The sequence below is a fragment of the Pseudomonas sp. PDM27 genome (genome assembly GCF_019219205.1).
GTDB lineage: Bacteria > Pseudomonadota > Gammaproteobacteria > Pseudomonadales > Pseudomonadaceae > Aquipseudomonas > Aquipseudomonas laurylsulfatiphila.
The window spans coordinates 82,307-106,194 of the sequence record NZ_JAHUWF010000015.1; the positions used below are offsets into that span (position 1 = coordinate 82,307).

Annotated in this window: 17 protein-coding genes and 3 pseudogenes; 13 read left to right on the forward strand and 7 right to left on the reverse strand. The window is 62.4% G+C overall.

Annotation, left to right across the window (positions count from 1 at the left end; translation table 11 throughout):
- Positions 1 to 135 precede the first annotated feature (135 nt).
- Entirely contained in the window at positions 136 to 1,473 is a 1,338-nt protein-coding gene (locus KW838_RS25570) for a lysine N(6)-hydroxylase/L-ornithine N(5)-oxygenase family protein (RefSeq protein ID WP_218503915.1), read from the reverse strand.
- Between the two features lie 147 nt (positions 1,474 to 1,620).
- Positions 1,621 to 2,103 (reverse strand): sigma-70 family RNA polymerase sigma factor, encoded by a 483-nt coding sequence (locus KW838_RS25575; protein WP_218503916.1) that lies wholly within the window; start codon positions 2,101 to 2,103, stop codon positions 1,621 to 1,623.
- Between the two features lie 365 nt (positions 2,104 to 2,468).
- Between KW838_RS25575 and KW838_RS25580 the strand changes: the two genes are divergently transcribed.
- From KW838_RS25580 to KW838_RS25590, 3 genes are read left to right on the forward strand one after another with little or no spacing between them, the layout of a single operon-like run.
- Positions 2,469 to 3,641 carry an efflux RND transporter periplasmic adaptor subunit gene (locus KW838_RS25580; protein WP_218503917.1) on the forward strand — a complete coding sequence of 391 codons (1,173 nt, stop codon included), beginning with the start codon at positions 2,469 to 2,471 and terminating at the stop codon, positions 3,639 to 3,641.
- Entirely contained in the window at positions 3,642 to 5,615 is a 1,974-nt protein-coding gene (locus KW838_RS25585; protein WP_218503918.1) for a MacB family efflux pump subunit, read from the forward strand.
- A 7-nt stretch (positions 5,616 to 5,622) separates the two neighbouring features.
- Positions 5,623 to 7,017 (forward strand): efflux transporter outer membrane subunit, encoded by a 1,395-nt coding sequence (locus KW838_RS25590; protein ID WP_218503919.1) that lies wholly within the window; start codon positions 5,623 to 5,625, stop codon positions 7,015 to 7,017.
- 174 nt (positions 7,018 to 7,191) lie between these two features.
- Here the strand turns inward: KW838_RS25590 and KW838_RS25595 are convergent, their stop codons facing one another.
- On the reverse strand, positions 7,192 to 8,811 hold the full coding sequence (locus KW838_RS25595; RefSeq protein ID WP_218503920.1) for a PvdJ/PvdD/PvdP-like protein: 1,620 nt from the start codon (positions 8,809 to 8,811) through the stop codon (positions 7,192 to 7,194).
- A 243-nt stretch (positions 8,812 to 9,054) separates the two neighbouring features.
- On the opposite strand from KW838_RS25595, the gene pvdM reads away from it, so the two are divergent.
- From pvdM to KW838_RS25625, 6 genes are all read left to right on the forward strand, one after another.
- Entirely contained in the window at positions 9,055 to 10,404 is a 1,350-nt protein-coding gene (gene pvdM / locus KW838_RS25600; protein WP_218503921.1) for a pyoverdine-tailoring dipeptidase-like protein PvdM, read from the forward strand.
- Positions 10,405 to 10,435: 31 nt separating this feature from the next.
- Entirely contained in the window at positions 10,436 to 11,716 is a 1,281-nt protein-coding gene (locus KW838_RS25605; protein ID WP_218503922.1) for an aminotransferase class V-fold PLP-dependent enzyme, read from the forward strand.
- 29 nt (positions 11,717 to 11,745) lie between these two features.
- Positions 11,746 to 12,618 carry a formylglycine-generating enzyme family protein gene (locus KW838_RS25610; protein ID WP_217835871.1) on the forward strand — a complete coding sequence of 291 codons (873 nt, stop codon included), beginning with the start codon at positions 11,746 to 11,748 and terminating at the stop codon, positions 12,616 to 12,618.
- 209 nt (positions 12,619 to 12,827) lie between these two features.
- Positions 12,828 to 14,477, forward strand: a complete 1,650-nt coding sequence (locus KW838_RS25615; protein WP_218503923.1) for a cyclic peptide export ABC transporter — start codon at positions 12,828 to 12,830, stop codon at positions 14,475 to 14,477.
- Between the two features lie 127 nt (positions 14,478 to 14,604).
- Positions 14,605 to 17,022: a TonB-dependent receptor gene (locus tag KW838_RS25620; RefSeq protein ID WP_102701327.1), complete on the forward strand. Its 2,418-nt coding sequence runs from the start codon at positions 14,605 to 14,607 to the stop codon at positions 17,020 to 17,022.
- A 232-nt stretch (positions 17,023 to 17,254) separates the two neighbouring features.
- Complete coding sequence (locus tag KW838_RS25625; RefSeq protein WP_218503924.1) at positions 17,255 to 18,868, forward strand: diguanylate cyclase; 1,614 nt, start codon at positions 17,255 to 17,257, stop codon at positions 18,866 to 18,868.
- A 41-nt stretch (positions 18,869 to 18,909) separates the two neighbouring features.
- On the opposite strand, the gene KW838_RS25630 is transcribed toward KW838_RS25625, so the two are convergent.
- From KW838_RS25630 to KW838_RS25640, 3 genes are all read right to left on the reverse strand, one after another.
- On the reverse strand, positions 18,910 to 19,188 hold the full coding sequence (locus KW838_RS25630; protein WP_218503925.1) for a hypothetical protein: 279 nt from the start codon (positions 19,186 to 19,188) through the stop codon (positions 18,910 to 18,912).
- A 90-nt stretch (positions 19,189 to 19,278) separates the two neighbouring features.
- Positions 19,279 to 19,785, reverse strand: coding sequence for a PaaI family thioesterase (locus tag KW838_RS25635; RefSeq protein ID WP_116581484.1), 507 nt, complete (start codon positions 19,783 to 19,785; stop codon positions 19,279 to 19,281).
- A gap of 66 nt (positions 19,786 to 19,851) precedes the next feature.
- Positions 19,852 to 20,388, reverse strand: coding sequence for a glyoxalase superfamily protein (locus tag KW838_RS25640; RefSeq protein ID WP_218503926.1), 537 nt, complete (start codon positions 20,386 to 20,388; stop codon positions 19,852 to 19,854).
- A gap of 803 nt (positions 20,389 to 21,191) precedes the next feature.
- Between KW838_RS25640 and KW838_RS25645 the strand changes: the two genes are divergently transcribed.
- From KW838_RS25645 to KW838_RS30010, 4 genes and pseudogenes are all read left to right on the forward strand, one after another.
- Complete coding sequence (locus tag KW838_RS25645; RefSeq protein WP_218503927.1) at positions 21,192 to 21,539, forward strand: DUF6124 family protein; 348 nt, start codon at positions 21,192 to 21,194, stop codon at positions 21,537 to 21,539.
- Between the two features lie 225 nt (positions 21,540 to 21,764).
- Positions 21,765 to 21,929 (forward strand): annotated as a pseudogene (locus KW838_RS30000) (DUF6124 family protein); the annotation flags it as partial.
- Between the two features lie 225 nt (positions 21,930 to 22,154).
- A pseudogene (locus KW838_RS30005) lies at positions 22,155 to 22,319 on the forward strand (DUF6124 family protein); the annotation flags it as partial.
- A gap of 225 nt (positions 22,320 to 22,544) precedes the next feature.
- A pseudogene (locus KW838_RS30010) lies at positions 22,545 to 22,709 on the forward strand (DUF6124 family protein); the annotation flags it as partial.
- A 159-nt stretch (positions 22,710 to 22,868) separates the two neighbouring features.
- On the opposite strand, the gene KW838_RS25665 reads toward KW838_RS30010, so the two are convergent.
- Positions 22,869 to 23,834 (reverse strand): alpha/beta hydrolase, encoded by a 966-nt coding sequence (locus KW838_RS25665; protein WP_218503930.1) that lies wholly within the window; start codon positions 23,832 to 23,834, stop codon positions 22,869 to 22,871.
- Positions 23,835 to 23,888: the final 54 nt, after the last annotated feature.

Consider the following 23,888-nt stretch of genomic DNA (forward strand, 5'->3'; position numbering starts at 1 on the left):
GTTCAGGATTGAGGGTTTTGGGTGATTTCAATGGCCCCTTCGCGAGCAGGCTCGCTCCCACAGTAGTCCTGTGAACACAGGTCCATTGTGGGAGCGAGCCTGCTCGCGAAGGCGGCCTGTCAGGCGCCGAAAAACTTAGCTCGCGGTCGCCAACAACAGATCCACCACCGACCGCCCATGCCCGCGATGCTTGCCATGCTCATACAGCGACCCGGCAATCTCATCGGCACGGATCGGCAGGATCGACAGCAGGGTGTCGCTCAGCCCGTGGCTGGCCTGGCAGAAGCCCTGCATGTAGAGGCCGGCCTTGCAGCGCTCGTCGGTGATCAGTTTGTAATTGCGATCGACTTCGAAGTCACCCAGATACTCTTCCAGCGGTGCCAGCAGCTTGCGATGCATCTGCCGTTCGTAACCGGTGGCCAGGACCACGGCATCGTAGTGACGCACCGAGACTTCACCGGTGGCGTTATTGCGCAGCACCAGTTCGACGCCGCGTTCGTTGGCGGTGGCCTTTTCGATCGTCGTCAGGGTATGGAACGCATGACGGGCGATGCCCGAGACCTTCTGCCGGTAGAAGATGCCGTAGATGCGCTCGATCAGATCGATGTCCACCACCGAATAGTTGGTGTTGTGGTACTCGTTGACCAGGCGCTCGCGCTCGCTGTCGGGCTGCTGGAACACCAGGTCGGTGAACTCCGGCGAGAACACTTCGTTGACGAAGGGGCTGTCGTCGGCCGGCTTGAGTGCCGAGCCGCGCAGGATCATGTCCACCTGCACCGATGGGAAGCTGTCGTTCAAATCGATGAAGGCCTCGGCGGCGCTCTGCCCGCCACCGATGATCGCAATGTTCATCGGCTGGTTGTTCACGCATGGCTGCTTGGCCATCTGCGCCAGGTACTGGGAATGATGGAACACCCGGCCGTCATCCTTGAGCGCCTTGAACACCTCGGGAATACGCGGCGTGCCACCGGCGCTGACCACCACCGAACGAGTGGTGCGTACCTGTTGGTGCCCGCTCGCATCGCGGGAAATCACTCGCAATGCCTCGACCTGATGGTTGTGCAGCACCGGCTCGATGGTCAGCACTTCTTCGCCGTAACGGCTTTGCGCCGTGAACTGCCCGGCAACCCAGCGAAGGTAGTCGTTGTACTCCATGCGGCACGGATAGAAGGTGCCCAGGTTGATGAAGTCCACCAGTCGCCCGTGGGCCTTGAGGTAATTGACGAACGAGTAAGGGCTGGTCGGGTTGCGCAGGGTCACCAGGTCCTTGAGGAAGGAAATCTGCAACTCGCTCTGGGTCACCAGGGTGTTGCCGTGCCAGCGGTAGTCGGCCTGCTTGTCGAGAAACAGCACATCCAGGTTGCCCTGGCTCGCCCCGCGCTCTTGCAGCGCGATGGCCAGTGCCAGGTTCGACGGGCCGAAACCGACTCCGATCAGGTCGTGAACGAGGGGCGATGCAATTGCCTGTGTCATTTCCAGTGTCCTCTGGATGTTCCCCGCAACAGCGGGACATTGAACCTAAGTGACCTGACAGGCCTTGGGCCGCACAACAGGTCGTCTGTTGACTAGGAACGAGGACAATGGAACAAAATTTAACGGGGCTTGATGAATCCCTGGGGATCAGTGGCCTTCCCACTGACGCATCCGCGCACGGCAATGCTTCATGGCGTTGACGATGTGTTTTTCCACCAGCGCACGGGAAATGCCCAGTTGCCCGGCGATTTCCAGATGGGACAGGCCATCGATCTTGCGCAGCAGAAAACTCTCGCGGCACAGCCGTGGCAGTTCCGCCAGGGCACGCTGGAGCATGTCCAGACGCTCGCCGTGATCGAGGACCTTGTGCGGTGAAGGTATGAAGCAGCTTTCTTCGCTGTCGAGTACGTCCAGCGGCTCGGTGCGACGCAAGGCGTTGCGCCGATGGTCATCGACGACCAGGTTGAGGGCGGTGCGATAAAGGAATGCCCGGGGCTGCTCGATCGGTGTATCGCTGGAACGCTCCAGGACCCGCAGGTAAGCGTCATGCACCACATCTTCGGCCACCTGACGGTTGCCCAGCCTGGCGTTCAGGAAACACACCAGCTCGCGATAGTAGTTTTCCAACATGACTCCCGTCCGCACGGGGGTGCGGTTGCTGTCCTTGAGCCGTTTCGGCGACCGCTGGATCAAGCAGTGGCACGATAGTGGCAGTTGAGGAGTGTAATTTATAGTAATTCTCATATAGATTTAAAGTACTGCTTCACCTTTCCCGGCATTTAGTCACGAACCCTGTAGGAGCGAGCTTGCTCGCGATGGCATCAAGGACAACGCGTTGATCCAGACAGCACGCGTTATCGTTGACGTCCATCGCGAGCAAGCTCGCTCCTACAAGGGGTTGTGTCACCACCTAAATTCCCCGGCGCTTTCTACGTTTACAGGACAGCTCCCCGTCTCTGCCCGGACGGGCCGATTTCCCAAGGCCGGAACCCTGCATGAAACGCCCCCGACAGACCCGACGCGCCCTGCTTGCAGCACTTTGCCTGATCCCCGTGATGGCCGTCGCCGCCTGGCAGTTCATCCCGCCGGGCCGCGACCAGTTCACCACCGTCCAGGTCAGCCGCGCCGACATCGAAAGCAGCGTCACCGCCCTGGGCACCCTGCAACCGCGGCGCTATGTCGACGTCGGCGCCCAGGCCTCCGGGCAAATCCACAAGATCCACGTGGAAGTCGGCGACCGGGTCAAGGAAGGCCAGTTGCTGGTGGAAATCGACCCGTCCACGCAGCAGGCCAAACTCGATGCCGGGCGCTTCTCCATCGAAAACCTCAAGGCGCAGCTGCAGGAACAGCGGGCGCAACACGAACTGGCCCGGCAGAAATACCAGCGCCAGCAGAACCTCGCCGCCGGCGGCGCCACCCGTGAAGAAGACGTGCAAACCGCCCAGGCCGAACTGCGCGTGACCCAGGCGCGCATCGACATGTTCCAGGCGCAGATCCGCCAGGCCGAAGCCAGCCTGCGCAGCGATCAGGCGGAGCTCGGCTACACGCGGATTTATGCGCCGATGGCCGGCACAGTGGTGGCGCTGGATGCCCGCGAGGGCCAGACCCTCAACGCCCAACAGCAGACACCGCTGATCCTGCGCATCGCCAAGCTGTCGCCGATGACCGTGTGGGCCGAAGTCTCGGAGGCCGACATCGGCCACGTCAAACCCGGCATGCACGCCTGGTTCACCACCCTGAGCGGTGGCACCCGGCGCTGGACCAGCACCGTGCGGCAAATCCTCCCCGTGCCGCCCAAGCCGCTGGACCAGACCAGCCAGGGCGGCGGCAGCCCTGCCAGCACCAGCAAAAGCGGGAGTGCCCGCGTGGTGCTGTACACCGTGTTGCTGGATGTCGACAACGCCGACAACGCGCTGATGGCGGAAATGACCACCCAGGTGTTCTTCGTCGCCAACCAGGCGCAGAACGTCCTCACCGCGCCCATCGCCGCCTTGCAAACCGGCGCGCAGCCAGACCTGCAGACCGCGCAAGTGGTCGCCAAAAACGGCAGCATCGAACAGCGCAACGTGCGCACCGGCATCAGTGACCGCCTGCGGGTGCAGATCCTCGACGGCCTGCAAGAAGGCGATCACCTGTTGATCGGCCCGGTCGACGGGAGTGGCGGCTGAATGCAGACGCCCCTGATCGACCTTTCGGACATCCGCAAAGCCTACGGCGGTGGCGACGCGCCTGAAGTTCACGTATTGCGCGGCATCGACCTGTCGATCCATGCCGGGGAGTTCGTGGCGATTGTCGGCGCTTCCGGTTCCGGCAAGTCGACGCTGATGAACATCCTCGGCTGCCTCGATCGTCCGACCTCGGGCGAATACCGCTTCGCCGGGGAAAACGTCGCCGCCCTCGACAGCGACGAACTGGCCTGGTTGCGGCGTGAAGCCTTCGGTTTCGTGTTCCAGGGCTATCACCTGATTCCCTCCGGTTCGGCCCAGGAAAACGTCGAGATGCCGGCGATCTATGCCGGCACTCCGGCCGCCGAACGCCACGCCCGCGCCGCCGCCCTGCTCGAGCGCCTCGGCCTGGCTTCGCGCACCGGCAACCGCCCCCACCAGCTTTCCGGCGGCCAGCAGCAACGGGTGTCGATTGCCCGTGCGCTGATGAACGGCGGCCACATCATTCTCGCCGATGAACCCACCGGCGCCCTCGACAGCCACAGCGGCGCCGAGGTCATGACCCTGCTCGACGAGCTGGCGAGCCAGGGCCACGTGGTAATCCTCATCACCCACGACCGCGAAGTGGCGGCCCGGGCCAAACGCATCATCGAGATCCGCGACGGCCTGATCATCAGTGACAGCGCCAGCGAAAACCCTACCGCGCAAAACTCGGCCAACCCCGGCGCGCTACAAGCCGTCGACCTGCGCAAGCGCTTGAGTGAAGGCGCCGAAGCCACCGGCGCCTGGAAGGGCGAATTGGTCGATGCCGTGCACGCGGCGTGGCGGGTGATGTGGATCAACAAGTTCCGCACCGCGCTGACCTTGCTCGGGATCATCATCGGCGTCGCCTCGGTGGTGGTCATGCTGGCCGTGGGTGAAGGCAGCAAGCGCCAGGTGATGGCGCAGATGGGCGCGTTCGGTTCCAACATCATTTACCTCAGCGGCTCGGCGCCCAATCCGCGCACGCCGATGGGCATCATCACCCTCGACGAGGTCGCGGCAATTGCCAGCTTGCCCCAGGTCATGCGGATCATGCCGGTCAACGGCCAGGAGGCCGGGGTGCGCTTCGGCAACCTGGATCACATGAGCTATGTCGGTGGCAACGACACCAACTTCCCGGCGATCTTCAACTGGCCGGTGGTCGAAGGCAGCTACTTCACCCACGCCGATGAACAGAACGCCGCGGCGGTCGCGGTGATCGGGCACAAGGTGCGGACCAAGTTGCTCAAGGACGTGGCCAACCCGATCGGCCAGTACATCCTGATCGAAAACGTACCCTTCCAGGTGGTCGGCGTGCTCGCCGAAAAAGGCGCCAGCTCCGGCGACTCCGACAGCGACGACCGCATTGCCATCCCCTACTCCGCCGCCAGTGTGCGCCTGTTCGGCACGCACAATCCCGAGTACATCGCCATCGCCGCCGCCGACGCGCGCAAGGTCAAGGAAACCGAAAAAGCCATCGAGCAATTGATGCTGCGCCTGCACGACGGCAAGCACGATTTCGAACTGACCAACAACGCCGCGATGATCCAGGCCGAGGCACGCACGCAAAACACCCTGTCGCTGATGCTCGGTTCGATCGCCGCCATTTCGCTGCTGGTGGGCGGGATCGGCGTGATGAACATCATGCTCATGACCGTGCGCGAGCGGACTCGTGAGATCGGTATCCGCATGGCCACCGGCGCGCGCCAGCGCGACATCCTGCGCCAGTTCCTCACCGAGGCGGTGATGCTCTCGGTGGTGGGCGGCCTCGCCGGGATCGCCCTGGCGCTGATCGTCGGTGGCGTGCTGATTTTCAGCGAAGTCGCTGTCGCGTTCTCCCTGATAGCGGTGCTGGGCGCCTTCGGCTGCGCCCTGGTCACCGGTGTTGTTTTCGGCTTTATGCCGGCCCGCAAAGCTGCCCGACTCGACCCGGTCACGGCCCTTACCAGTGAATGATCGATTGATGAAGCCGCCACTCAGTGTGTTAACCCTGTGCCTGTTGCTCAGTGCCTGCGGCACCCCGGCCCAGCGCCCCGACAGCGGCATCCAGCCGCCGGCCGCCTGGCAATCGCCGCACACCGCAGGCGCTGTCCATGACAACCAGCAATGGTGGAACCGCTTCGGCAGCCCGCAACTGGGTCGCCTGATCGAACAGGCGCGGCTCGGCAGTTACGATTTGGCCGCCGCCATCGCCAGAGTGCGCCAGGCCCAGGCCGACACGGTCATCGCCGGCGGCTCGCAACTGCCGGAGGTCAAGGCCGCGGCCAATGCTAATCGCCAGAAGCTGATACGGGGCAACGGCTACAGTCAGCTCGATGCCGACAGCGATAACAACGCCGTCGACTACTTCAATGCGAACCTGGTGGCCAGCTACGAAATCGATTTCTGGGGCGGCCAGCGGGCCAGCCGCGACAGTGCGCAATTCAGTCTGGACGCCAGCGAATTCGATCAGGCCACCGTGGAATTGACCTTGCTCAGCGGGGTGGCCAACAGTTACGCGCAAGCCTTGTCGTTGCAGGAACAAAGCCGCATCGCCGAGTTGAACCTGGCCAATGCGCAAAGCGTGCTGAAACTGGTGCAGACCCGCTTCGATTCGGGCTCGGCCACGGCCCTGGAACTGGCGCAGCAAAAAAGCCTGGTGGCGGCGCAGCAACGCCAGCTGCCGCTGGTGCGGCAACAGGCCGAGGAGGCGAAAATCAGCCTCGCCGCCCTGCTCGGCCGTCCGGTGCAGGCGCTGTCGCTGGGTCAGGAACGCTTCGATCAACTGACCTGGCCGGCCATCGACGCCGGGGTGCCCAGCCAATTGCTCAGCCGCCGTCCGGACATTGCCCGGGCCGAGGCGCAACTGGCCGCCGCCCAGGCCGACGTCACCGTCGCCCGGGCCGCGATGCTGCCCACCGTGACCCTCACCGCCGAAATCGGCTCCGGGGCCGACCGGGCCGACGATATTCTGCGCAGCCCCTTCTACAACCTCAGCGCCGGGCTGCTTGCGCCGGTGTTCAACAACGGCCGCCTCGGCGCCCAGCGCGACAAGGCCACGGCGCGCCAGCAAGAACTGCTGGAAACCTATCGCGGCGCGATCATCAATGGCTTCGCCGACGTCGAAAAAGCCCTCAACAGCATTCGCGGGCTGGACGAACAGCGCGGGTGGCAGAGTGAAGAACTGAGCCAGGCACAGACCGCGTTCAACATCGCGCAAAGCCGTTACCAGGCCGGGGCCGAGGATTTGCTGACGGTCCTGGAGACCCAACGCACGCTGTATGCGGCGCAGGATTTGAATGTGCAACTGCGCTTGTCGCGGATGCAGGCGAGCATTGCGTTGTACAAGGCGCTGGGTGGGGGGTGGCAGGTTCTTTAATCGTGGTGTCTGTCAGGACGCCTTCGCGAGCAAGCCCGCTCCCACAGTGGATCTTCAGTGAACACAAAACCTGTGTACGACCAAGATCAAATGTGGGAGCGGGCTTGCTCGCGAAGGGGCGGGAACATTCAACATCAATCCCCCTTCTTTCTCGATTTGACGGTCACGCCGTTATCAAGCCTGGTTCTGCTTAGCCTTCAGATTGCGCGCATACCACGGCCGCTGCGGCACTTTGCGGAACAAATCCTTCAGCTTCTTTTCATCCTCGCCAAAAGTAATGCGCAGCGCCAGCTTCATGGTTTCCGGGTCCATTTCCACTGACTTGCCTGCCTGCAACCCCGGCGTGGTGCTGCAGCCATGGGTGACCGGGCCGAGCCATGGGTCATCGATCTCGACCCAGCGCCCCGGCGCAAACCAGGGCACGCCATTGACCTGCAGCCGACTGACCTGCCCCGGGTGGAAGCGCTCGTGGGCGCGGAACCAGTCCTCCAGACGATCGTCGATCCAGCCGTGGAAATGCCAGAACACCGGGTTCACATGGGAGGAAAACGGGTCGCCGAGGAAATCGTTTTCCGCGGCGAACCAGCGCGCGGAAAAGTCTGCCGGATCACGGGCAAAGGGCACCGGCTGACCGTTGGACGGATCACGCGGCACCGAAGCCCAGCGCATGTGCAGCCAGTCGTGCAGGCCCAGTTCAACCTCCGAGCCGAACTGGCCGAGGGTCAGCGTCGACAGGTAACGCGGATCACGGTAGCGCGATTCCCAGACCTGGAAATTGCTGTGGTACGTCTCGCCGGTCTTGATGTCACTGACCCATTGCGTGTACTCGTCATCGTCCTCGGCCAGCCAGGTTGGCGGCAGCGCGGTGCCGTCGTGGTTGTCGAAGTACCGGGCGAAGCCGGGCCGGTCCCGCGCCAGTTCCGGTTGCGGCAACGGGAAGTGCGTCCAGGAGGGTAAGTCCTGCATCGAACGCGCCGTGCCAAGCATGTGCCGGTGCATGAAGAAAAAGTCCACACCCGAACCGTTGCGATCCTTGCGCACACCTCGGCCATCGCGCTCCCTGTCTCGCGGACCGGGTTGCCAGCCGAGCCCGCGCAAGGCGCCGCGCTGGTCTTCGGACAGCTTGTGCCACTTGTCCCGGGAGGCATGCCAGAGCTGGTGGAACAAACGGTGCTCCGGCGATACCAGCCAGGCCAGCAGGGCCGGATTGAGGCCGGTGCGTTCGCGCGCTTCAGGGAATACCCGTTTGACGGCAATGAAGCGATTGTCCTGGGCCGTCAGCATCAGCGGACGCTTGAGGTCCAGCACGCGCCCGCTGAGACTGCCGCTGCCGGCGTTAGCGAAACCGGCCCAGACCTCATCCAGGGTCATGTCGAATTCGTACTCGCAACAGCCGCTGGCGCCCAGCAGTCGCCAACCGAGCTGCTTCGGGTTGGCCCCGGACAGATCGCCGAGCACCCGGTAACGGGGCTCCTCGGCAGAGCGCAAACGCTCGGCGGTGTCGAGGAAACCGATCACGCCACGACCTTTGTGACCGATGTCGAGAAAGACCTCCAGCCCCTCCAGCGGCAAGCCTTCGATGCCGGCGTCACGGCCTTCGAACCGAATCTTCCAGACCCCGCGCAAGGCGTCCGCCAACCGCTGGCCGGCCACGTCCGCCACGTCGAACGAGGCTTCGTCCGGGGTGATCGTCGGGTCCGGCTTGGTCAGTTCGCGATGCCCGTAGTAGACCGCAGGCACGGCGGCACCGGTCAGCGCCAGACCCGCGAGGAACCATCGTCGAGAAATCGTCATTGCCCTACCTGTGTCAGCCATGGAGCAGGCTTTATCCAAGCTAGAACGATTGTTGCCCTGACAAATTTAAAAGCTTCGCGAGCAGGCTCGCTCCCACAGGTAACCGCATTCCAAATGTGGGAGCGAGCCTGCTCGCGAAGAGGCCGGCACAAACAACTAAATTCTCAGCCCAGCCACTCGTTCCCCCCAGATAGCAAAGGCCCCCGCGCCTGATCCCCGACGGCGAACCTGACTGAGACGGCAATGACAAAACCACGTTCGAAAAAGGCTATTTTCATCGGCTTGCCGCTGGCCCTGGCGATCAGCGCGGGGGCAGGCTTCGCGGCTTGGGACTACTGGTTCAGGGACAATCCCGGCTACCCGGTGAAGGTGATGAAACAGGCCGATCAGCTGCAGGAGCGTATCCTCTCGTTCGACAGCCACATCACCGTACCCATGGATTTCGGCACCGCCGGCAACGAAGTCGACAAGGACGGCGAAGGCCAGTTCGACCTGGTCAAGACCGGACGCGGGCGCCTGTCCGGGGCGGCGCTGACGATTTTCGGCTGGCCGGAAATCTGGAACGGCCCCAATGCGCCCCATCGCCCGACCGCCGGATTCATCGACGAGGCCCGACACGAGCAGGAAACCCGCTACAAGATCATCAGCGCGATGGTGCGTGACTTCCCCCATCAAGTCGCCATCGCCTACACCCCCGACGACTTCCGTCGCCTGCACGGCGAAGGCAAGTTCGCGATTTTCATCAGCATGCTCAACGCCTACCCGCTGGGCAACGACCTCAACGCCCTGGACAAGTGGGCGGCGCGCGGCATGCGCATGTTCGGCTTCAGCTACGTGGGCAACAACGCCTGGGCCGACTCGTCGCGGCCCCTGCCGTTCTTCAATGATTCGCGGGACGCCCTCGGCGGGCTGTCGGACATCGGCAAGCAAGCGGTGCAGCGTCTCAACGACCTGGGCGTGATCATCGATGTGTCGCAGATGTCGACCAAGGCCCTGGAGCAGGTCGCGCACCTGAGCCGCACGCCGATGGTCGCCTCGCACTCGGCGCCGCGCGCCCTGGTGGACATCCCGCGCAACCTCAGCGATGCGGAAATGCAGTTGATCAAGAACAGCGGCGGCGTGGTGCAGATTGTCGGTTTCCCGACCTACATCCGCCCGCTGAGCCAGGCCACCCAGGACAAACTCAACGCCCTGCGCGCGCGCTTCGACCTGCAACCGCTGCAAGGCCTGGAGATGGCGCTGATGCCGGGTGACCCGGTGATCACCGTCTGGCCCGAACAGCGTTTCGGCGAATACGCCAGCCAGCTCTATTCGATCCTCGACGAAGAACCCAAGGCCAGCCTCAAGGATTACGGCGATGCGATCGATTACGCCGTGAAAAAAATCGGCATCGACCACGTCGGCATCAGTTCCGACTTCAATGATGGCGGCGGCCTCGACGGCTGGAAAGACGTCAGTGAAGCCCGCAACGTGACCGCCGAACTGATCAGCCGCGGCTACAGCGAGGCCGACATCGCCAAGCTCTGGGGCGGCAATTTCCTGCGGGTCTGGGACCAGGTGCAAAAGTCCTCCCGGCCCGTGGTCCAGAACTGATTATTTCCTTTTGCCAAAGCGAACCGAATCCATGACCAACCGTCGTTCATTCCTCAAGCAGGCCGGTATTCTGGCGGCCGGCATTCCCCTAGCCTCGGCCGTGAACCTGCCGGCACTGGCCGCGGCCCCGGCACCCTTGCCCAAGGACAAATGGGAGCAGTTGCGCCAATTGTTCACGCAGGACCCGAACTACCTGCACTTCGCCAACTTCCTGGTGACCTCGCACCCGCGTCCGGTGCGTGAAGCCATCGAGATGCACCGCGCCAACCTCGATCGCAACCCCGGCCTGGCCATGGACTGGCATCGCGGCGAAACCGAACGCCGCGAAGAAGAGGTGCGCGTCTGGGCCGGGCGCTATTTGAAAGCCAAACCGTCGCAGATCGCCCTGACCGGCAGCACCACCGAAGGCCTGGCGATGATCTACGCCGGCATCCACGTGCGCCCGGACCAGGAAATCCTCACCAGCGAACACGAGCACTACGCCGCCAACAGCGTGTTCGAATACCGCACCCAGAAAGACGGCACCCAGGTTCGCAAGATCAAATTGTTCGAAGACCCGTACAAGGTCTCGACCGCCGAAGTGCTGGCCGCGATTGAGCGCAACATTCGCCCCGAGACCCGCGTACTGGGCATGACCTGGGTGCACTCCGGCAGCGGCGTGAAGCTGCCCATCGGCGAGATCGGCAAACTGGTGGAAGAGAAAAACCGTGGTCGCGAGGACAAGGACCGCATCCTCTACGTGATCGATGGCGTCCACGGCTTCGGCGTGGAGAATGTCGACTTCCCGGACATGCACTGCGATTTCTTCATCGCCGGCACCCACAAATGGATGTTCGGCCCACGGGGCACCGGGATCATCTGCGCCCGTTCCGACGAGCTCAAGGACGTGACCCCGACCATCCCGACCTTCTCCGAAGCCACGCAGTTTTCCACGGTGATGACCTACGGCGGCTATCACTCGTTCGAACACCGCTGGGCATTGACCGAAGCCTTCAAGTTGCACCTGGACCTGGGCAAGGCCGAGGTCGCGGCACGCATCCATGACATCAACAGCTACCTGAAAAAACGCTTGCAGCAGCACCCGTCGGTGGAACTGGTCACACCCCTGTCACCGGAGTATTCCGCCGGTTTCACCTTCTTCCGCATCAAGAACCGCGACTGCGAAGAAGTCGCCAATTACCTGATGGATCAGCGCGTGGTGTGCGATGCCGTGGACCGTGATGTCGGGCCGATCATTCGAGTGTCGCCGGGGTTGCTCAATACCCAGGCGCACATCGACAGGTTGATGGAACTGCTGGCCAGCCGGCTCTGACCCACCGATTTCAAGAAGCGAGAACCTCTATGAAAAGCCCCCTCAAAAACCTGGGCGCCCTGATGCTACTGGGATTGCTCGGCAGTACCGTGCCAGGCTTGGCCCAGGCCTATACGGCGCCATTACCGGGCAAAGTGTTCAAGGATTGTCGTGACTGCCCGGAAATGGTCGTGCTGCCCGCCGGCACCTTCACCATGGGCACCCCGGACGACGAAGTCGGCCGCGAGCCTGATGAAGGCCCGATGCATGAGGTGACGTTCGACAAACCCTTCGCCATGAGCCGTTACCAGATCACCGCCGGCGAATGGAACCAGTACATGAAGGAAACCGGCATCACCCTGCCCGATGGCGACACCCGCCCCGGCCGCGCGTGCACCAATGGCAAGCCGAGCTACCCCCAGGGCCCGCGCCAGCCGGCGGTGTGCATGAACTTCGCCGAGGTCAGCGCCTACGTCGCCTGGCTGTCGATGAAAACCGGCCAGCACTACCACATCGTCAGCGAAGCCCAGCGCGAGTACGCGGCCCGTGGCGGATCGACGGGCGCGTTCCCCTTCCCGTTCGACCCCGGCACCGAATACAGCATCGCCACCCACGCCAACACCTACGGCCCGACCGACGGCTACAGCTACAGCTCGCCGGTCGGCAGCTACCCAGCGAATGCCTTTGGCCTGTACGACATGCACGGCAACGTCTACGAGTGGATCGCCGACTGCTATCACCCGGACTACGTCGGCGCACCCACCGACGGCAGCGCCTGGACCGAGCCCGACTGCGACACCCTGCGCATCCGTGGCAACGACTGGGGCGAAGCACCGGTGTTTTCCCGTTCGGGCAACCGCAACGACATCGACCCGCAGACCCGTGGCGACTGGATCGGATTCCGTGTAGTACGCAGTCTCTAACCTCCCCCTACCCCTTGTGGGAGCGGGCTTGCTCGCGAAGGCGTCGTGTCAGCCAACATCAACTTTTCTGACCCACCGCCTTCGCGAGCAAGCCCGCTCCCACAGGTTTTGTGTAACTCCCCCGCCACCCGTCCCCCACCCTTTAAATTAAGCCCTCCATCAGACGTTCTACTGGGTATCTGCCTCAAGACCCAAGGAACCCTCTGCTCATGACCCAGCCAACGCGCGGTGCAATTCATGAATTGTTCAGCCTCCTGAAACCGTTCCGGCTCGTCGTCAGTTTGTCGATCCTCCTGGGCATGGTCGGCGGCCTGAGTGTCACGGTGCTGCTGGCCACCATCAACAACGCACTGCATTCGCCGGACGGCCTGACCCAGGGCGTGGTCGCGCTGTTCGGTGGCCTGTGCCTGCTGGCCCTGGGCAGCTCGATCTGCTCGGACATCGGCACCAACTACGTCGGCCAGCACATCATTGCCAAACTGCGCAAAGAGCTGGGGGAGAAAGTGCTCTCGGCGCCCATCGAGCAGATCGAGCGCTACCGCAGCCACCGACTGATCCCGGTGCTGACCCACGACGTCGACACCATCAGCGACTTCGCCTTCGCCTTCGCGCCGCTCGCCATTTCCCTGACCGTGACCCTCGGCTGCATGGGTTACCTGGCGATGTTGTCGTGGCCGATGTTCCTGATGATGGTGCTGGCGATTGCCATCGGCACCGGCATCCAGTTCTACGCGCAGGGCAAGGGTATCCAGGGCTTCATGGCCGCCCGCGACGCCGAAGACGAATTGCAGAAGCACTACAACGCCATTGCCGGCGGCGCCAAGGAATTGCGCATCCACCGTCCGCGCCGCCAGCGCATGTTCGTCAAGGGCATCCAGGGCACCGCCGATTTCATCTGCGACACCCAGGTGCGCTCGATCAATACCTTCGTGATCGCCAAGACCCTCGGCTCGATGCTGTTCTTCGTGGTCATCGGCCTGGCGCTGGCCCTGCAATCCTTCTGGCCCAGCGCCGACCAAGCGGTGATGAGCGGATTCGTGCTGGTGCTGCTGTACATGAAAGGCCCGATCGAGCACCTGGTCAGCACCTTGCCGATCGTGAGCCGGGCGCGTATCGCCTTCCGCCGCATCGCCGAACTGTCGAGCCGGTTTTCCTCGCCGGAACCGCACCTGCTGCTCAACGACCAGGGCACCCCGCCGGTTGTGGTCAACAGCCTGCAACTGAACAACGTCAGCTACGCCTTCCCCGCCGCACCGGGCAGCGACGCGTTTCGCCTGGGCCCGGTGAACCTGAGCATCGCGCAAGGCGACATCATTTTCATCGTCGGCGAAAACGGCTGCGGCAAGACCACGCTGATCAAGTTGCTGCTGGGCCTCTACGCCCCGCAACACGGCGAAATCCTGCTCAACGGCCAGGGCATCGATGCGCACAATCGAGACGACTACCGCCAGTTGTTCACCACGATCTTTGCCGACTACTACCTGTTCGATGACGTGGTGCAGGGTGACCAGCACATCCCCGAAGATGCCAATGCCTACCTGCAACGCCTGGAAATTGCGCACAAGGTCAGCGTCAGGGACGGCAGTTTCACCACCACCGACCTGTCCACCGGCCAGCGCAAGCGCCTGGCGCTGGTCAATGCCTGGCTGGAAGAACGCCCGGTGCTGGTGTTCGACGAATGGGCCGCCGACCAGGACCCGACCTTCCGCCGCATCTTCTACACCGAACTGCTGCCGGACCTCAAACGCCTGGGCAAGACCATCATCGTCATCTCCCACGACGACCGCTATTTCGACATGGCCGATCAACTGGTGCGCATGGAGTCGGGCCGGGTCATCACCGAGCGCGCGAGCGCCTGACAGCGCTGGTTGCACGCAGGTTGTTGTTTTTTTGAAGTTTGTTTTCCGGTTTAGGCAAAGTGGTCCGTCTAATAATAATTATCATTAACTAAAAAACTGCACACACCCTTCTGGAGCGATTCGAGCAATGCAAAGCCTTACTCTGTCCCGCGCCCCCTTGGCATTAGCCATCGATCGGCAAAAGAAATTCCGAACGGTCGTGCCGGGCGCGCTGTTGACCCTGTTGCTGCTGGGCACTTCCCAGGTCGAGGCAGCCCCGGTGAACGTCAACGTGCCGGCCCAGTCGCTGGCCAGTGCATTGCGCGAACTGGGCCAGCAGACCAACCTGCAGATTCTCTACAGCCAGGACATGGTCAACGGCATCAAGTCCACGGCGGTGTCCGGCAACATGGAACCGGAACAGGCACTGAAAACCTTGCTGCTGGGGAGCGGCATCAATTTTCAGTTGAATGGCAACACTGTGTCGCTGGTGCCAGCGGTCGGTGACTCCAGTGCATTGCAGCTGGGTGCGACCTCCATCACTGGCGTGGCGTTGGGGCCGACCACCGAAGGCACGCACTCCTACACCAGCGATGAAGTGACCATCGGCAAAGGCAACATCAAGGTCAAGGACATCCCGCAGTCGGTGTCCGTCGTCACGCGCCAGCGCATGGACGACCAGAACATGAACAGCCTGCAGGACGCCATGCGCCAGGTCACCGGCACGACCATCAAGACCTACAACTCCGGCTCCAGCCTCAACGACGTCTACATGCGCGGCTTCCTCGTCGACCAGGTGCAGGTCGACGGCGTCTCGCAACCCACCGGCCAGGGCGACATGGCCACCAGTTTCGACCTGGCGATGTACGACCGCATCGAAGTGCTGCGCGGTCCATCGGGCCTGTACCAGGGCGCAGGTGAACCCGGCGGTACGATCAACGTGGTGCGCAAGCGCGCCCTGGGCAAATTCGCCCTCGGTGGCGAACTGGCCGCCGGCTCCTACGATCACTACCGTTCCATGGTTGACGTCACCGGCCCGCTGAACGACCAGGGCACCGTGCGCGGCCGCTTCATCACCGCCTACGAGAACAACCAGTCCTACGTCGACTACGCGCAGAACGAACGCCCGATGGTCTACGGTCGCCTGGAGTTCGACCTCGACCCGGCCACCACCCTGTCGGTCGGCGGCGCTTACCAGAAGAACAACTCCACCCCGGCCTTCGGCTTGCCGGCCTATGCCGACGGCACCTTGCTGGACGTTCCGCGCTCGACCTTCGTCGACGCCAAGTGGAACACCCTGAACGAGAAGGTCTGGGAATCCTTTGCCGAAGTTGATCACGAACTGGACAACGGCGGTCAGTTCAAGACCACCCTGACCTACCGCGATGCCGAAACCCCGGAGCGTAACTTCACCTGGGCCGACGGCGCGGTCGATCCGGCCACCGGTGACAGCTGGGCCGTGGCCTACGACTACTACACCCACATCAAGACCATCGGCGTCGACAGCTTCGTCACCACGCCGTTCGAGTTCGCCGATCGCCGCCACGAGTTCACCCTGGGCGCCGAGTACCAGCACCTGGACAAGGACTTCACCTACGGCGGCGGCGAGTACTTCCCGATCAACGTGTGGGATCCGGGCAGCATCGACATTCCCCGCAACGACTATGCGCACGTCAACGGCAACTGGTCCAAGTCCGACCAGTACGGGGTCTATACCCGTGCCAAGTTCAACGTCACCGACTGGCTCGACGTCATCGGCGGCAGCCGTGTGACCTGGTACGAAGCCGACGCGAAGAACGCCAACGCCTTCTTCAACAACTTCGGCGAAGCCCACACCAGCATCAACCGCAAGGTCGTGCCGTACGGCGCCCTCATCGGCAAGATCACCCCGGAACTGTCGACCTACTTCAGCTACACCGGCGTGTTCAAACCGCAGAGCGAAATCGGTGCGGACGGCGAGCCGGTCGGCCCGCGCGAAGGCAAGCAATACGAGATCGGCCTCAAGCGCGAGTTCTACGACGGTCGCCTGAACGCCAGCATCGCGGCCTTTCGCATCTACGATGAAAACCGTGCCGAATACGACAACAACTCCGGTGCCTACATGACCGAAGGCAAGGCACGCAGCGAAGGCTGGGAAACCGAGCTGAGCGGCAACCTGACCGAAAACTGGAGCATCGTCACCGGTTACGCCTACACCTCCACCAAGTTCCTGGACGGCGACGCGGCCAACAAAGGCAATACTTTCAGCACCATCACGCCCAAGCACAACTTCAACCTGTGGACCAAGTACGAGTTCACCGACGGTCCGCTCAAGGACTTCAGCGTCGGCGGTGGCGTGCGGGCGGTCAGCGACACCTACTACCAGCGTGACGTGAAGTTCCAGCAAGGCGGCTATGCCATCACCACAGCGCAGGTCGGCTACAAGTTCAACGAAAACCTGTCGTCGACACTGACCGCCAACAACCTGTTCGACCGCAAGTACTACGATCGCGTCGATGCGTCCTGGGGCACCAACTTCTACGGCGACCCGCGCACCGTGACCCTGAGCCTGCGCGCACAGTACTGATTGCCGGCGAACCTGTGGGAGCGAGCTTGCTCGCGATGACGATTGCACAGTCAACATCATCGTTGACTGACATTGCGCTATCGCGAGCAAGCTCGCTCCCACAGAAGTTGCAGCGGCCAAAGCCTTGCCCGATTCTGTTTTCTGTGGCGTGCATGTGACAACTCGGCGCTCTCTGCCTATCCTGCAAGGCAGTCTTTGCCCCCCCTCACAACACACCCTTCATGGATCGAAAATGGCGACGCCAGCGGATGACCCCAACAGTGCCATCAACGCGCAAGGTAGCCGCGCGAAGCTGTCCAGGCCCCTGCCCATCGACCTGCGCGGACTGATTCTTTTCTTCGTCCTGCTGTCGGTCCTCGCGACGTTGTGCAACAGCCTCTACGTCGCTTACCGGGTGCAGCGTCAGTCCCTGATCCATACCACGCTTGAGGCCAACGCAGCCTACGCCGCAAAAGTCGCTTCCAGCATCGGTGAGTTCCTCAATTCGGCGCACAGTCGCTTGAACTACAGCGCCAACACACTTGGCCGGCACTGGAACGACCCCGAAGTGCTGCGCAAAGAAGCCATCCGCCTGCAAGCCCAGGATGCCGACTTCAACTCCATTGCCGTTGTGGATGCGGCAGGCAAAGTCCTGCAGGCCTATCCGGATACCTCGCAGATAGTCGGCGCCACATTGACGTCGGAGGGCATCCAGCAGGCGCTCAAGGAACGTCGTCCAGCGGTCAGCGCCGCTTACGTTTCCGCAGCGGGCAACCTGGTGGTGTTCATTTCACAACCGGTTTTCAACCCGTCAGGAGCGCTCCTCGGCGTCGTCGGCGGCTCGGTCTACCTGCTCAAGCAAAGCACCTTTCATACGATCATCAGCCGTCACTTCCATCACGAAGGGACCTTTGCGTTCATCGCTGACGGTAATCGGCGGCTGCTGTATCACCCGGACCAGAAGCGCATCGGTGAGGTCCTGGGCTGGAGCCTGACGGTCGATGCGGCCTTGCGCGGCGAACGTGGCTCCCTGGAAGGCCCGAACTACAAGGGTGTGCCCATGCTCGCCGGTTTTGCCCAGGTGCCGGAGGCCAACTGGGCGGTTGTCGCACAACAACCCCGGGACCTCAGCCTGGCGCCGCTGGGACAACTCATGCGCGACATGGTCCTGGGCATGATCCCGGCCGGGCTGTTGGGCCTGGGGCTGATTTTGCTCGGGACCACACTGATCGCCCGCCCGTTGCGCCAGCTATCGGCCGCCGCCGACCAGTTGGCCGCCCCGCAAACGACCGAGCAACTGCGGCAAGTCCATGCCTGGTACCGCGACGCATCGGCCATTCGCCAGGCCATGCTGACCGGTGTGCAGCTGCTCCAGCAAAAGCTTGGCCAACTCAGCCACGAAGCGCAAAGCGATCCCCTGACCGGCCTGGCCAATCGAAGGGCCATGGGCGGCGTACTGGATCTGCTGGCAAAAACCGGGCAAGCCTATTCGGTGCTGGCGCTGGATATCGATCACTTCAAAAAGGTCAACGACACCTTCGGGCATGACGCCGGCGACGTGGCCCTGAAAGAGGTCGCCGGCATCCTCAAGCAGAACTCCCGGACCGGCGACCTCGCCTGCCGCGCCGGAGGTGAAGAGTTCGCGCTGATCCTTCCGGATACGCCGCTGGATACCGCCAGGGGCATTGCCGAACGGATACGCGAGCACATCGCGCAGACCGAGGTGCCGCAGGTTGGAAAGCTGACGATGTCCATTGGCGTGGCTTGCCGGAGTGCGGACACCCCGATGCCCGAAAGCGTACTGAAACTGGCCGATGAACGTCTCTATCTGGCCAAGCAGAGCGGGCGCAACCGGGTGATGGCGTAGACGTCGCTTAATGGCCGGGAAAACCCGGTCGATTCAGGCCGTCACTGCGTGGGCTCCTTGACTTCGTCCTTCGAACCACTTGAGGTCGCGGCATCCTTTTGCGCCGCTTGCGAATCGGCGCCGGAGTTTGAGCCCGCGGCCTCCTCGCCTTTCTTGTCAGCCTTCTCGTCTTTGGCTTCAGCAGCCTGCGGCTGGTTGATGCCAGGCACGGCAGCAGGCGGGACAGCGGAACCCGCCGTCGCGTTCTCGGCGACCAGCGCAAAAAACGAGCCCGTCGACAGCAGACCCGCAGCCATGAGGGCGAGCATTTTCCTGTTCATTATCTGGGTCTCCCCGGTGAGGTATAAAACCTTGGAAGACCCGGCATCGGGAAAGGTGCGGGCTCGCTGACGAACGGCGAGGCGCCGGGGTCAGGAACCGACTTTATTGTCGTGCGCGGCGGTCCGGAGTTGCTCGGTATCGACGCGGACAAACGTGGAGTCCCCGACAGCGGTCAGCACATCCCCGGCGAAAACCTCACAGATAACGCGACTTTTGCGCCCGACATCACCCTCGACTTTTGCCCGCAAGGTCAGACGTACGCCCATCGGGGTAGGCTTGATGTACTTGATGCCCAGGTTACCGGTGACGCAGGTGACGTGGGGCAAACTGCCCACTTCGCGCTGTTCGGCGCGGTAGTGATAAGCCATCGCAGCCCAGTTGGAGTGGCAATCGACCAGCATCGCGATCAAACCGCCGTAAACCAGACCCGGCCAGCCGCAATACTTGTCATCGGGCATATGCTCGGCCATGACATGCACCCCGTCTTCATGCCAGAAGCTCTTGATATGCAGCCCGTGCGGGTTCTGGCTGCCGCAGCCATAACAAACGCCTTCAGGCGCGGCGATGTCTTGAAGCGAAATGTCCTGCGTGGTCATGGCGTATTCATCCTTAGTGGCAGGTGGTTCAACGCGGACCGGGTCGCCCCGCCCCGCACCGCCTGATCAATATTGGCAGAAGCGAATCCGATTGCCGAACGGGTCGTAGACCTGCAACTCCTTGCCCCAGCCCTGCTGAACAATGTCCGGGCGTCCGTAGCCGTAGCGCTTGCCCAGCAGTTCATCCCTGAGCAGTTCGATGTTTTGCATCGGCACGAACACCGTCGAGCCCGGGCTGGCATCGCCGTGATGTTCGGAAAGGTGCAGGTGCAATCCGTCGCGGCTGATGCCCAGGTACAGCGGCAGATCAGCCTCGAAGCGATGTTCGAACTCGACGCTGAAACCCAGGAAATCCAGATAGAACTCCCGGGCCTTGGCTTCGTCGAAACTGCGCAAAATGGGGACGGGTTTATCGAAGGTAATGCCCGGCGCTGGCGGGGTATTGGCCTGGGCCAGCAGCGCCGACGCGGTGTTCCAGTCCTTGTAGCCCAGTTGCTGCGCGACCAGTTCCAGCGCGGTGGAATGGGTCACCGCCTGATTGCGCTCCTCCAGCGAGGCGCGCAACTGCTTGGCCATCTGCTTGGCTTGCTCGATTGAAAACATGTCTGCTCCTGTAGCCGAGATGCTTTGGTGCTCGCATTGCCAAACCTCGACCGTCAAGAGAGGCGACAGGGTTTGCATGAGGCGCAGATGCTTTCACCTTTCCCAGCGGGAGCGAGCGGCGGGCAGCATCGGGCCGATGTCGATAATACATAGCCGCCGGGGTCTGCGAAAGGTGTGCCCCGCTGCTGCCCACACCCCGAGGCCTGCGGTCTATTCCTGTAGGAGCCAGCTTGCTGGCGATGTTCTCAAGTGCGCCGCGTTTATCCAGTTCTCACGCGTCATCGTCAACGACCATCGCTGCGATGCGGCGACCCGACAAGCCAGCTCCTGCAGGTATTGCGTTATCCGTGTTTCCCGGGATTACGTGATGACCTTGTTTTTGGGGGGGCAACGACTCCGAAGATTTCAACGCTCTTTGACAAGGCATACCAGCAGGTCAAGAACCACTCGACAGCGCCTGTTTAAGCGGCCTACAGGTTACTTCATGAAAGCCACAACGCCTTGCGTCGTTGCCTACAGGTACGCCAGAATCCGCCGGCTTGTGCGCCTTGGGGGTGGTCGGTAACTTGGTTCGGGTCACTGATTGTCAGTGATCGGGTTTAGTAGCCCGTCTTACCATCCAAAATCGGTTGCATAAGCGTCCTTCAATCAGGTGTCCGCCTGCATTTGATGGTGGCTGTGTGCATGGCGCCTTCGGGTGCGCCGGATTTGGGTGGTAATCCGGTCTACTAACTTGCGCACAGCCGCCACCCTTCCGTTTAGTAGCGAGACAGGTTGCGGCTCAACTGAGAGGTTTACCATCCATGTTCAAGCCCACACCCAATCCGCCCGATTCCGACCCGGCCTCCCCACACGAAAGTCCCGAATCAAGACAAATCCACGAAACCGCCGAGCGCGCCTTCGATCCAGGCCCCAACATCATGGCCACCCCGCGCACACCCAGCACGATGTTCATCGTCAACCCCGAACTCAGTACCGAAACCCTGCTGGTGCACGCCTGTGAGTCGCTGGCGTCGGCCAATGTCATGGCCAACGATCTGGTGGATCATTTGCAGGGGACGAGCCGCCATGCGCTGTTGGGGATTGCGCAGGTGATCATGCTGGGGGAACTGGCGGTGAATCGGGCGCTGGATCGGCTTGATCCGCCCTGACCACAATCTCCGGATCACCGATAGACCTGTGGGAGCGAGCTTGCTCGCGATGGCGTTGGGTCAGACACATAGATGTTGAATGTACGACCGCTATCGCGAGCAAGCTCGCTCCCACAGGGGTTGTGCTTGACTGATCGATCTCAGGGCAATTCCCACAAATCAGACCAGATTTTCGCCAATCTGCGCCGCCAGTTGCACCAGCATCCCCGGCACTTCCTGGACCATCTCGCCCATGTGCATGAGTCGCTGGCGTCAGCCAATGTCATGGCCAACGATCTGGTGGATCATTTGCAGGGGACAAGTCGCCATGCGCTGTTGGGGATTGCGCAGGTGATCATGTTGGGGGAACTGGCGGCGAATCGGGCGCTGGATCGGCTTGATCCGCCCTGACCACAATATCCAGATCACCGATAGACCTGTGGGAGCGAGCTTGCTCGCGATGGCGTTGGGTCAGACACATAGAGGTTGAATGTTCGACCGCTATCGCGAGCAAGCTCGCTCCCACAGGGGTTGTGCTTGACTGATCGATCTCAGGGCAATTCCCACAAATCAGACCAGACTTTCGCCAATCTGCGCCGCCAGTTGCACCAGCATCCCCGGCACTTCCTGGACCATCTCGCTCATGCGCGTGAGTCGCTGGCGTCGGCCAATGTCATGGCCAACGATCTGGTGGATCATTTGCAGGGGACGAGCCGCCATGCGCTGTTGGGGATTGCACAGGTGATCATGCTGGGGGAACTGGCGGTGAATCGGGCGCTGGATCGGCTTGATCCGCCCTGACCACAATCTCCGGATCACCGATAGACCTGTGGGAGCGAGCTTGCTCGCGATGGCGTTGGGTCAGACACATAGAGGTTGAATGTACGACCGCTATCGCGAGCAAGCTCGCTCCCACAGGGGTTGTGCTTAACTGATCGACCTCAGGGCAATTCCCACAAATCAGGCCAGGCTTTCGCTGATCTGCGCCGCCAGTTGCACCAGCATCCCCGGCACTTCCTGGACCATCTCGCCCATGCGCGTGAGTCGCTGGCGTCGGCCAATGTCATGGCCAACGATCTGGTGGATCATTTGCAGGGGACGAGCCGCCATGCGCTGTTGGGGATTGCGCAGGTGATCATGCTGGGGGAACTGGCGGTGAATCGGGCGCTGGATCGGCTTGATCCGCCCTGACCACAATCTCCGAATCACCGATAGACCTGTGGGAGCGAGCTTGCTCGCGATGGCGTTGGGTCAGACACATAGATGTTGAATGTACGACCGCTATCGCGAGCAAGCTCGCTCCCACAGGGGTTGTGCTTGACTGATCGACCTCAGGGCAATTCCCACAAATCAGACCAGGCTTTCGCTGATCTGCGCCGCCAGTTGCACCAGCATCCCCGGCACTTCCTGGACCATTTCGCCCATGCGCGCAAAGTCGTGGGTCATGCCGGCCTTTACGTCCAGCGCCAAGGGTTGCCCCGCGGTCCGCAGTTTCTCAGCCCAGGCCAGGCCTTCATCGAGCAATGGATCGTACTCGGCCAGCCACAACACCGTCGGCGTCAGGCTTTCCACGCGCTCCGCATACAGCGGTGAAAAACGCCAGTCGGCGCGATCCGCTTCGCTGCGTTGGTATTGCTGGTAGAACCATTCCAGCGTGGTGGCTTCGAGCAGATAGCCTTCGGCGAATCGCGCCAGGGACGGGCGTTTTTTAACCGCATCGATCACCGGGTAGAGCAACACTTGCAGGCGCGGCACCAGCGGCCATCCCAGCGGGTCCTGGGCAATGGCGATGCACAGCGACGCCACCAGGCTGCCGCCGACGCTGTCCCCTGCCAGCGCTATGCGCCTCGCGTCCAGCCCCAAGGCTTGAGCACCGGTAATAGCCAGCCAGCGCGTCACGTCTTCGGCATCGTTGTAAGCAGTCGGAAAGCGATGTTCCGGCGCCAGCCGATAATCCGCCGACAACACGGCAAACTCCCCTGCCAGCGCCAGACGCCGGCACAGGGTGTCGTGGGAATCGAGGCTGCCCACCACGTAGCCGCCGCCATGGAAGTACAACAACACCGGGCGTGGTTCGTTGTCCGGTTGCGGTTTGGCGTACAGCCGCGCGTTGAGCACATGCCCGTCCCGCGCAGGCAGGCTGATCGCCGTCACCGTCAACGCGCCCGTCGGGGTGGCATCGAGCAACTGCGAGGTCTGTTCGAATTGCTGCCGGGCCTCGTCAGGCGTCAGCTCATGCATGGGTTGGCTTTTGCCGCTGAGGCGGCCGAACTCGGCCAGCTCCAGAAAACCTTCGATGTCCGGGTGCAATGCCATGGGCGGTAATCTCCAAAAATAAACAGGCTCGCCCAATAAACGAACCGTGAGGAC

Coding starts and splice junctions, on each gene's coding strand:
- KW838_RS25590 (WP_218503919.1), top strand. CDS start 5,623: ATGAAGCCGCCACTCAGTGTGTTAACCCTGTGCCTGTTGCTCAGTGCC.
- KW838_RS25645 (WP_218503927.1), top strand. CDS start 21,192: ATGTTCAAGCCCACACCCAATCCGCCCGATTCCGACCCGGCCTCCCCA.
- KW838_RS25610 (WP_217835871.1), top strand. CDS start 11,746: ATGAAAAGCCCCCTCAAAAACCTGGGCGCCCTGATGCTACTGGGATTG.
- KW838_RS25630 (WP_218503925.1), bottom strand. CDS start 19,188: ATGAACAGGAAAATGCTCGCCCTCATGGCTGCGGGTCTGCTGTCGACG.
- KW838_RS25615 (WP_218503923.1), top strand. CDS start 12,828: ATGACCCAGCCAACGCGCGGTGCAATTCATGAATTGTTCAGCCTCCTG.
- KW838_RS25570 (WP_218503915.1), bottom strand. CDS start 1,473: ATGACACAGGCAATTGCATCGCCCCTCGTTCACGACCTGATCGGAGTC.
- KW838_RS25605 (WP_218503922.1), top strand. CDS start 10,436: ATGACCAACCGTCGTTCATTCCTCAAGCAGGCCGGTATTCTGGCGGCC.
- KW838_RS25595 (WP_218503920.1), bottom strand. CDS start 8,811: ATGACGATTTCTCGACGATGGTTCCTCGCGGGTCTGGCGCTGACCGGT.
- KW838_RS25625 (WP_218503924.1), top strand. CDS start 17,255: ATGGCGACGCCAGCGGATGACCCCAACAGTGCCATCAACGCGCAAGGT.
- KW838_RS25585 (WP_218503918.1), top strand. CDS start 3,642: ATGCAGACGCCCCTGATCGACCTTTCGGACATCCGCAAAGCCTACGGC.
- KW838_RS25665 (WP_218503930.1), bottom strand. CDS start 23,834: ATGGCATTGCACCCGGACATCGAAGGTTTTCTGGAGCTGGCCGAGTTC.
- KW838_RS25635 (WP_116581484.1), bottom strand. CDS start 19,785: ATGACCACGCAGGACATTTCGCTTCAAGACATCGCCGCGCCTGAAGGC.
- KW838_RS25620 (WP_102701327.1), top strand. CDS start 14,605: ATGCAAAGCCTTACTCTGTCCCGCGCCCCCTTGGCATTAGCCATCGAT.
- KW838_RS25575 (WP_218503916.1), bottom strand. CDS start 2,103: ATGTTGGAAAACTACTATCGCGAGCTGGTGTGTTTCCTGAACGCCAGG.
- KW838_RS25640 (WP_218503926.1), bottom strand. CDS start 20,388: ATGTTTTCAATCGAGCAAGCCAAGCAGATGGCCAAGCAGTTGCGCGCC.
- KW838_RS25580 (WP_218503917.1), top strand. CDS start 2,469: ATGAAACGCCCCCGACAGACCCGACGCGCCCTGCTTGCAGCACTTTGC.
- pvdM (WP_218503921.1), top strand. CDS start 9,055: ATGACAAAACCACGTTCGAAAAAGGCTATTTTCATCGGCTTGCCGCTG.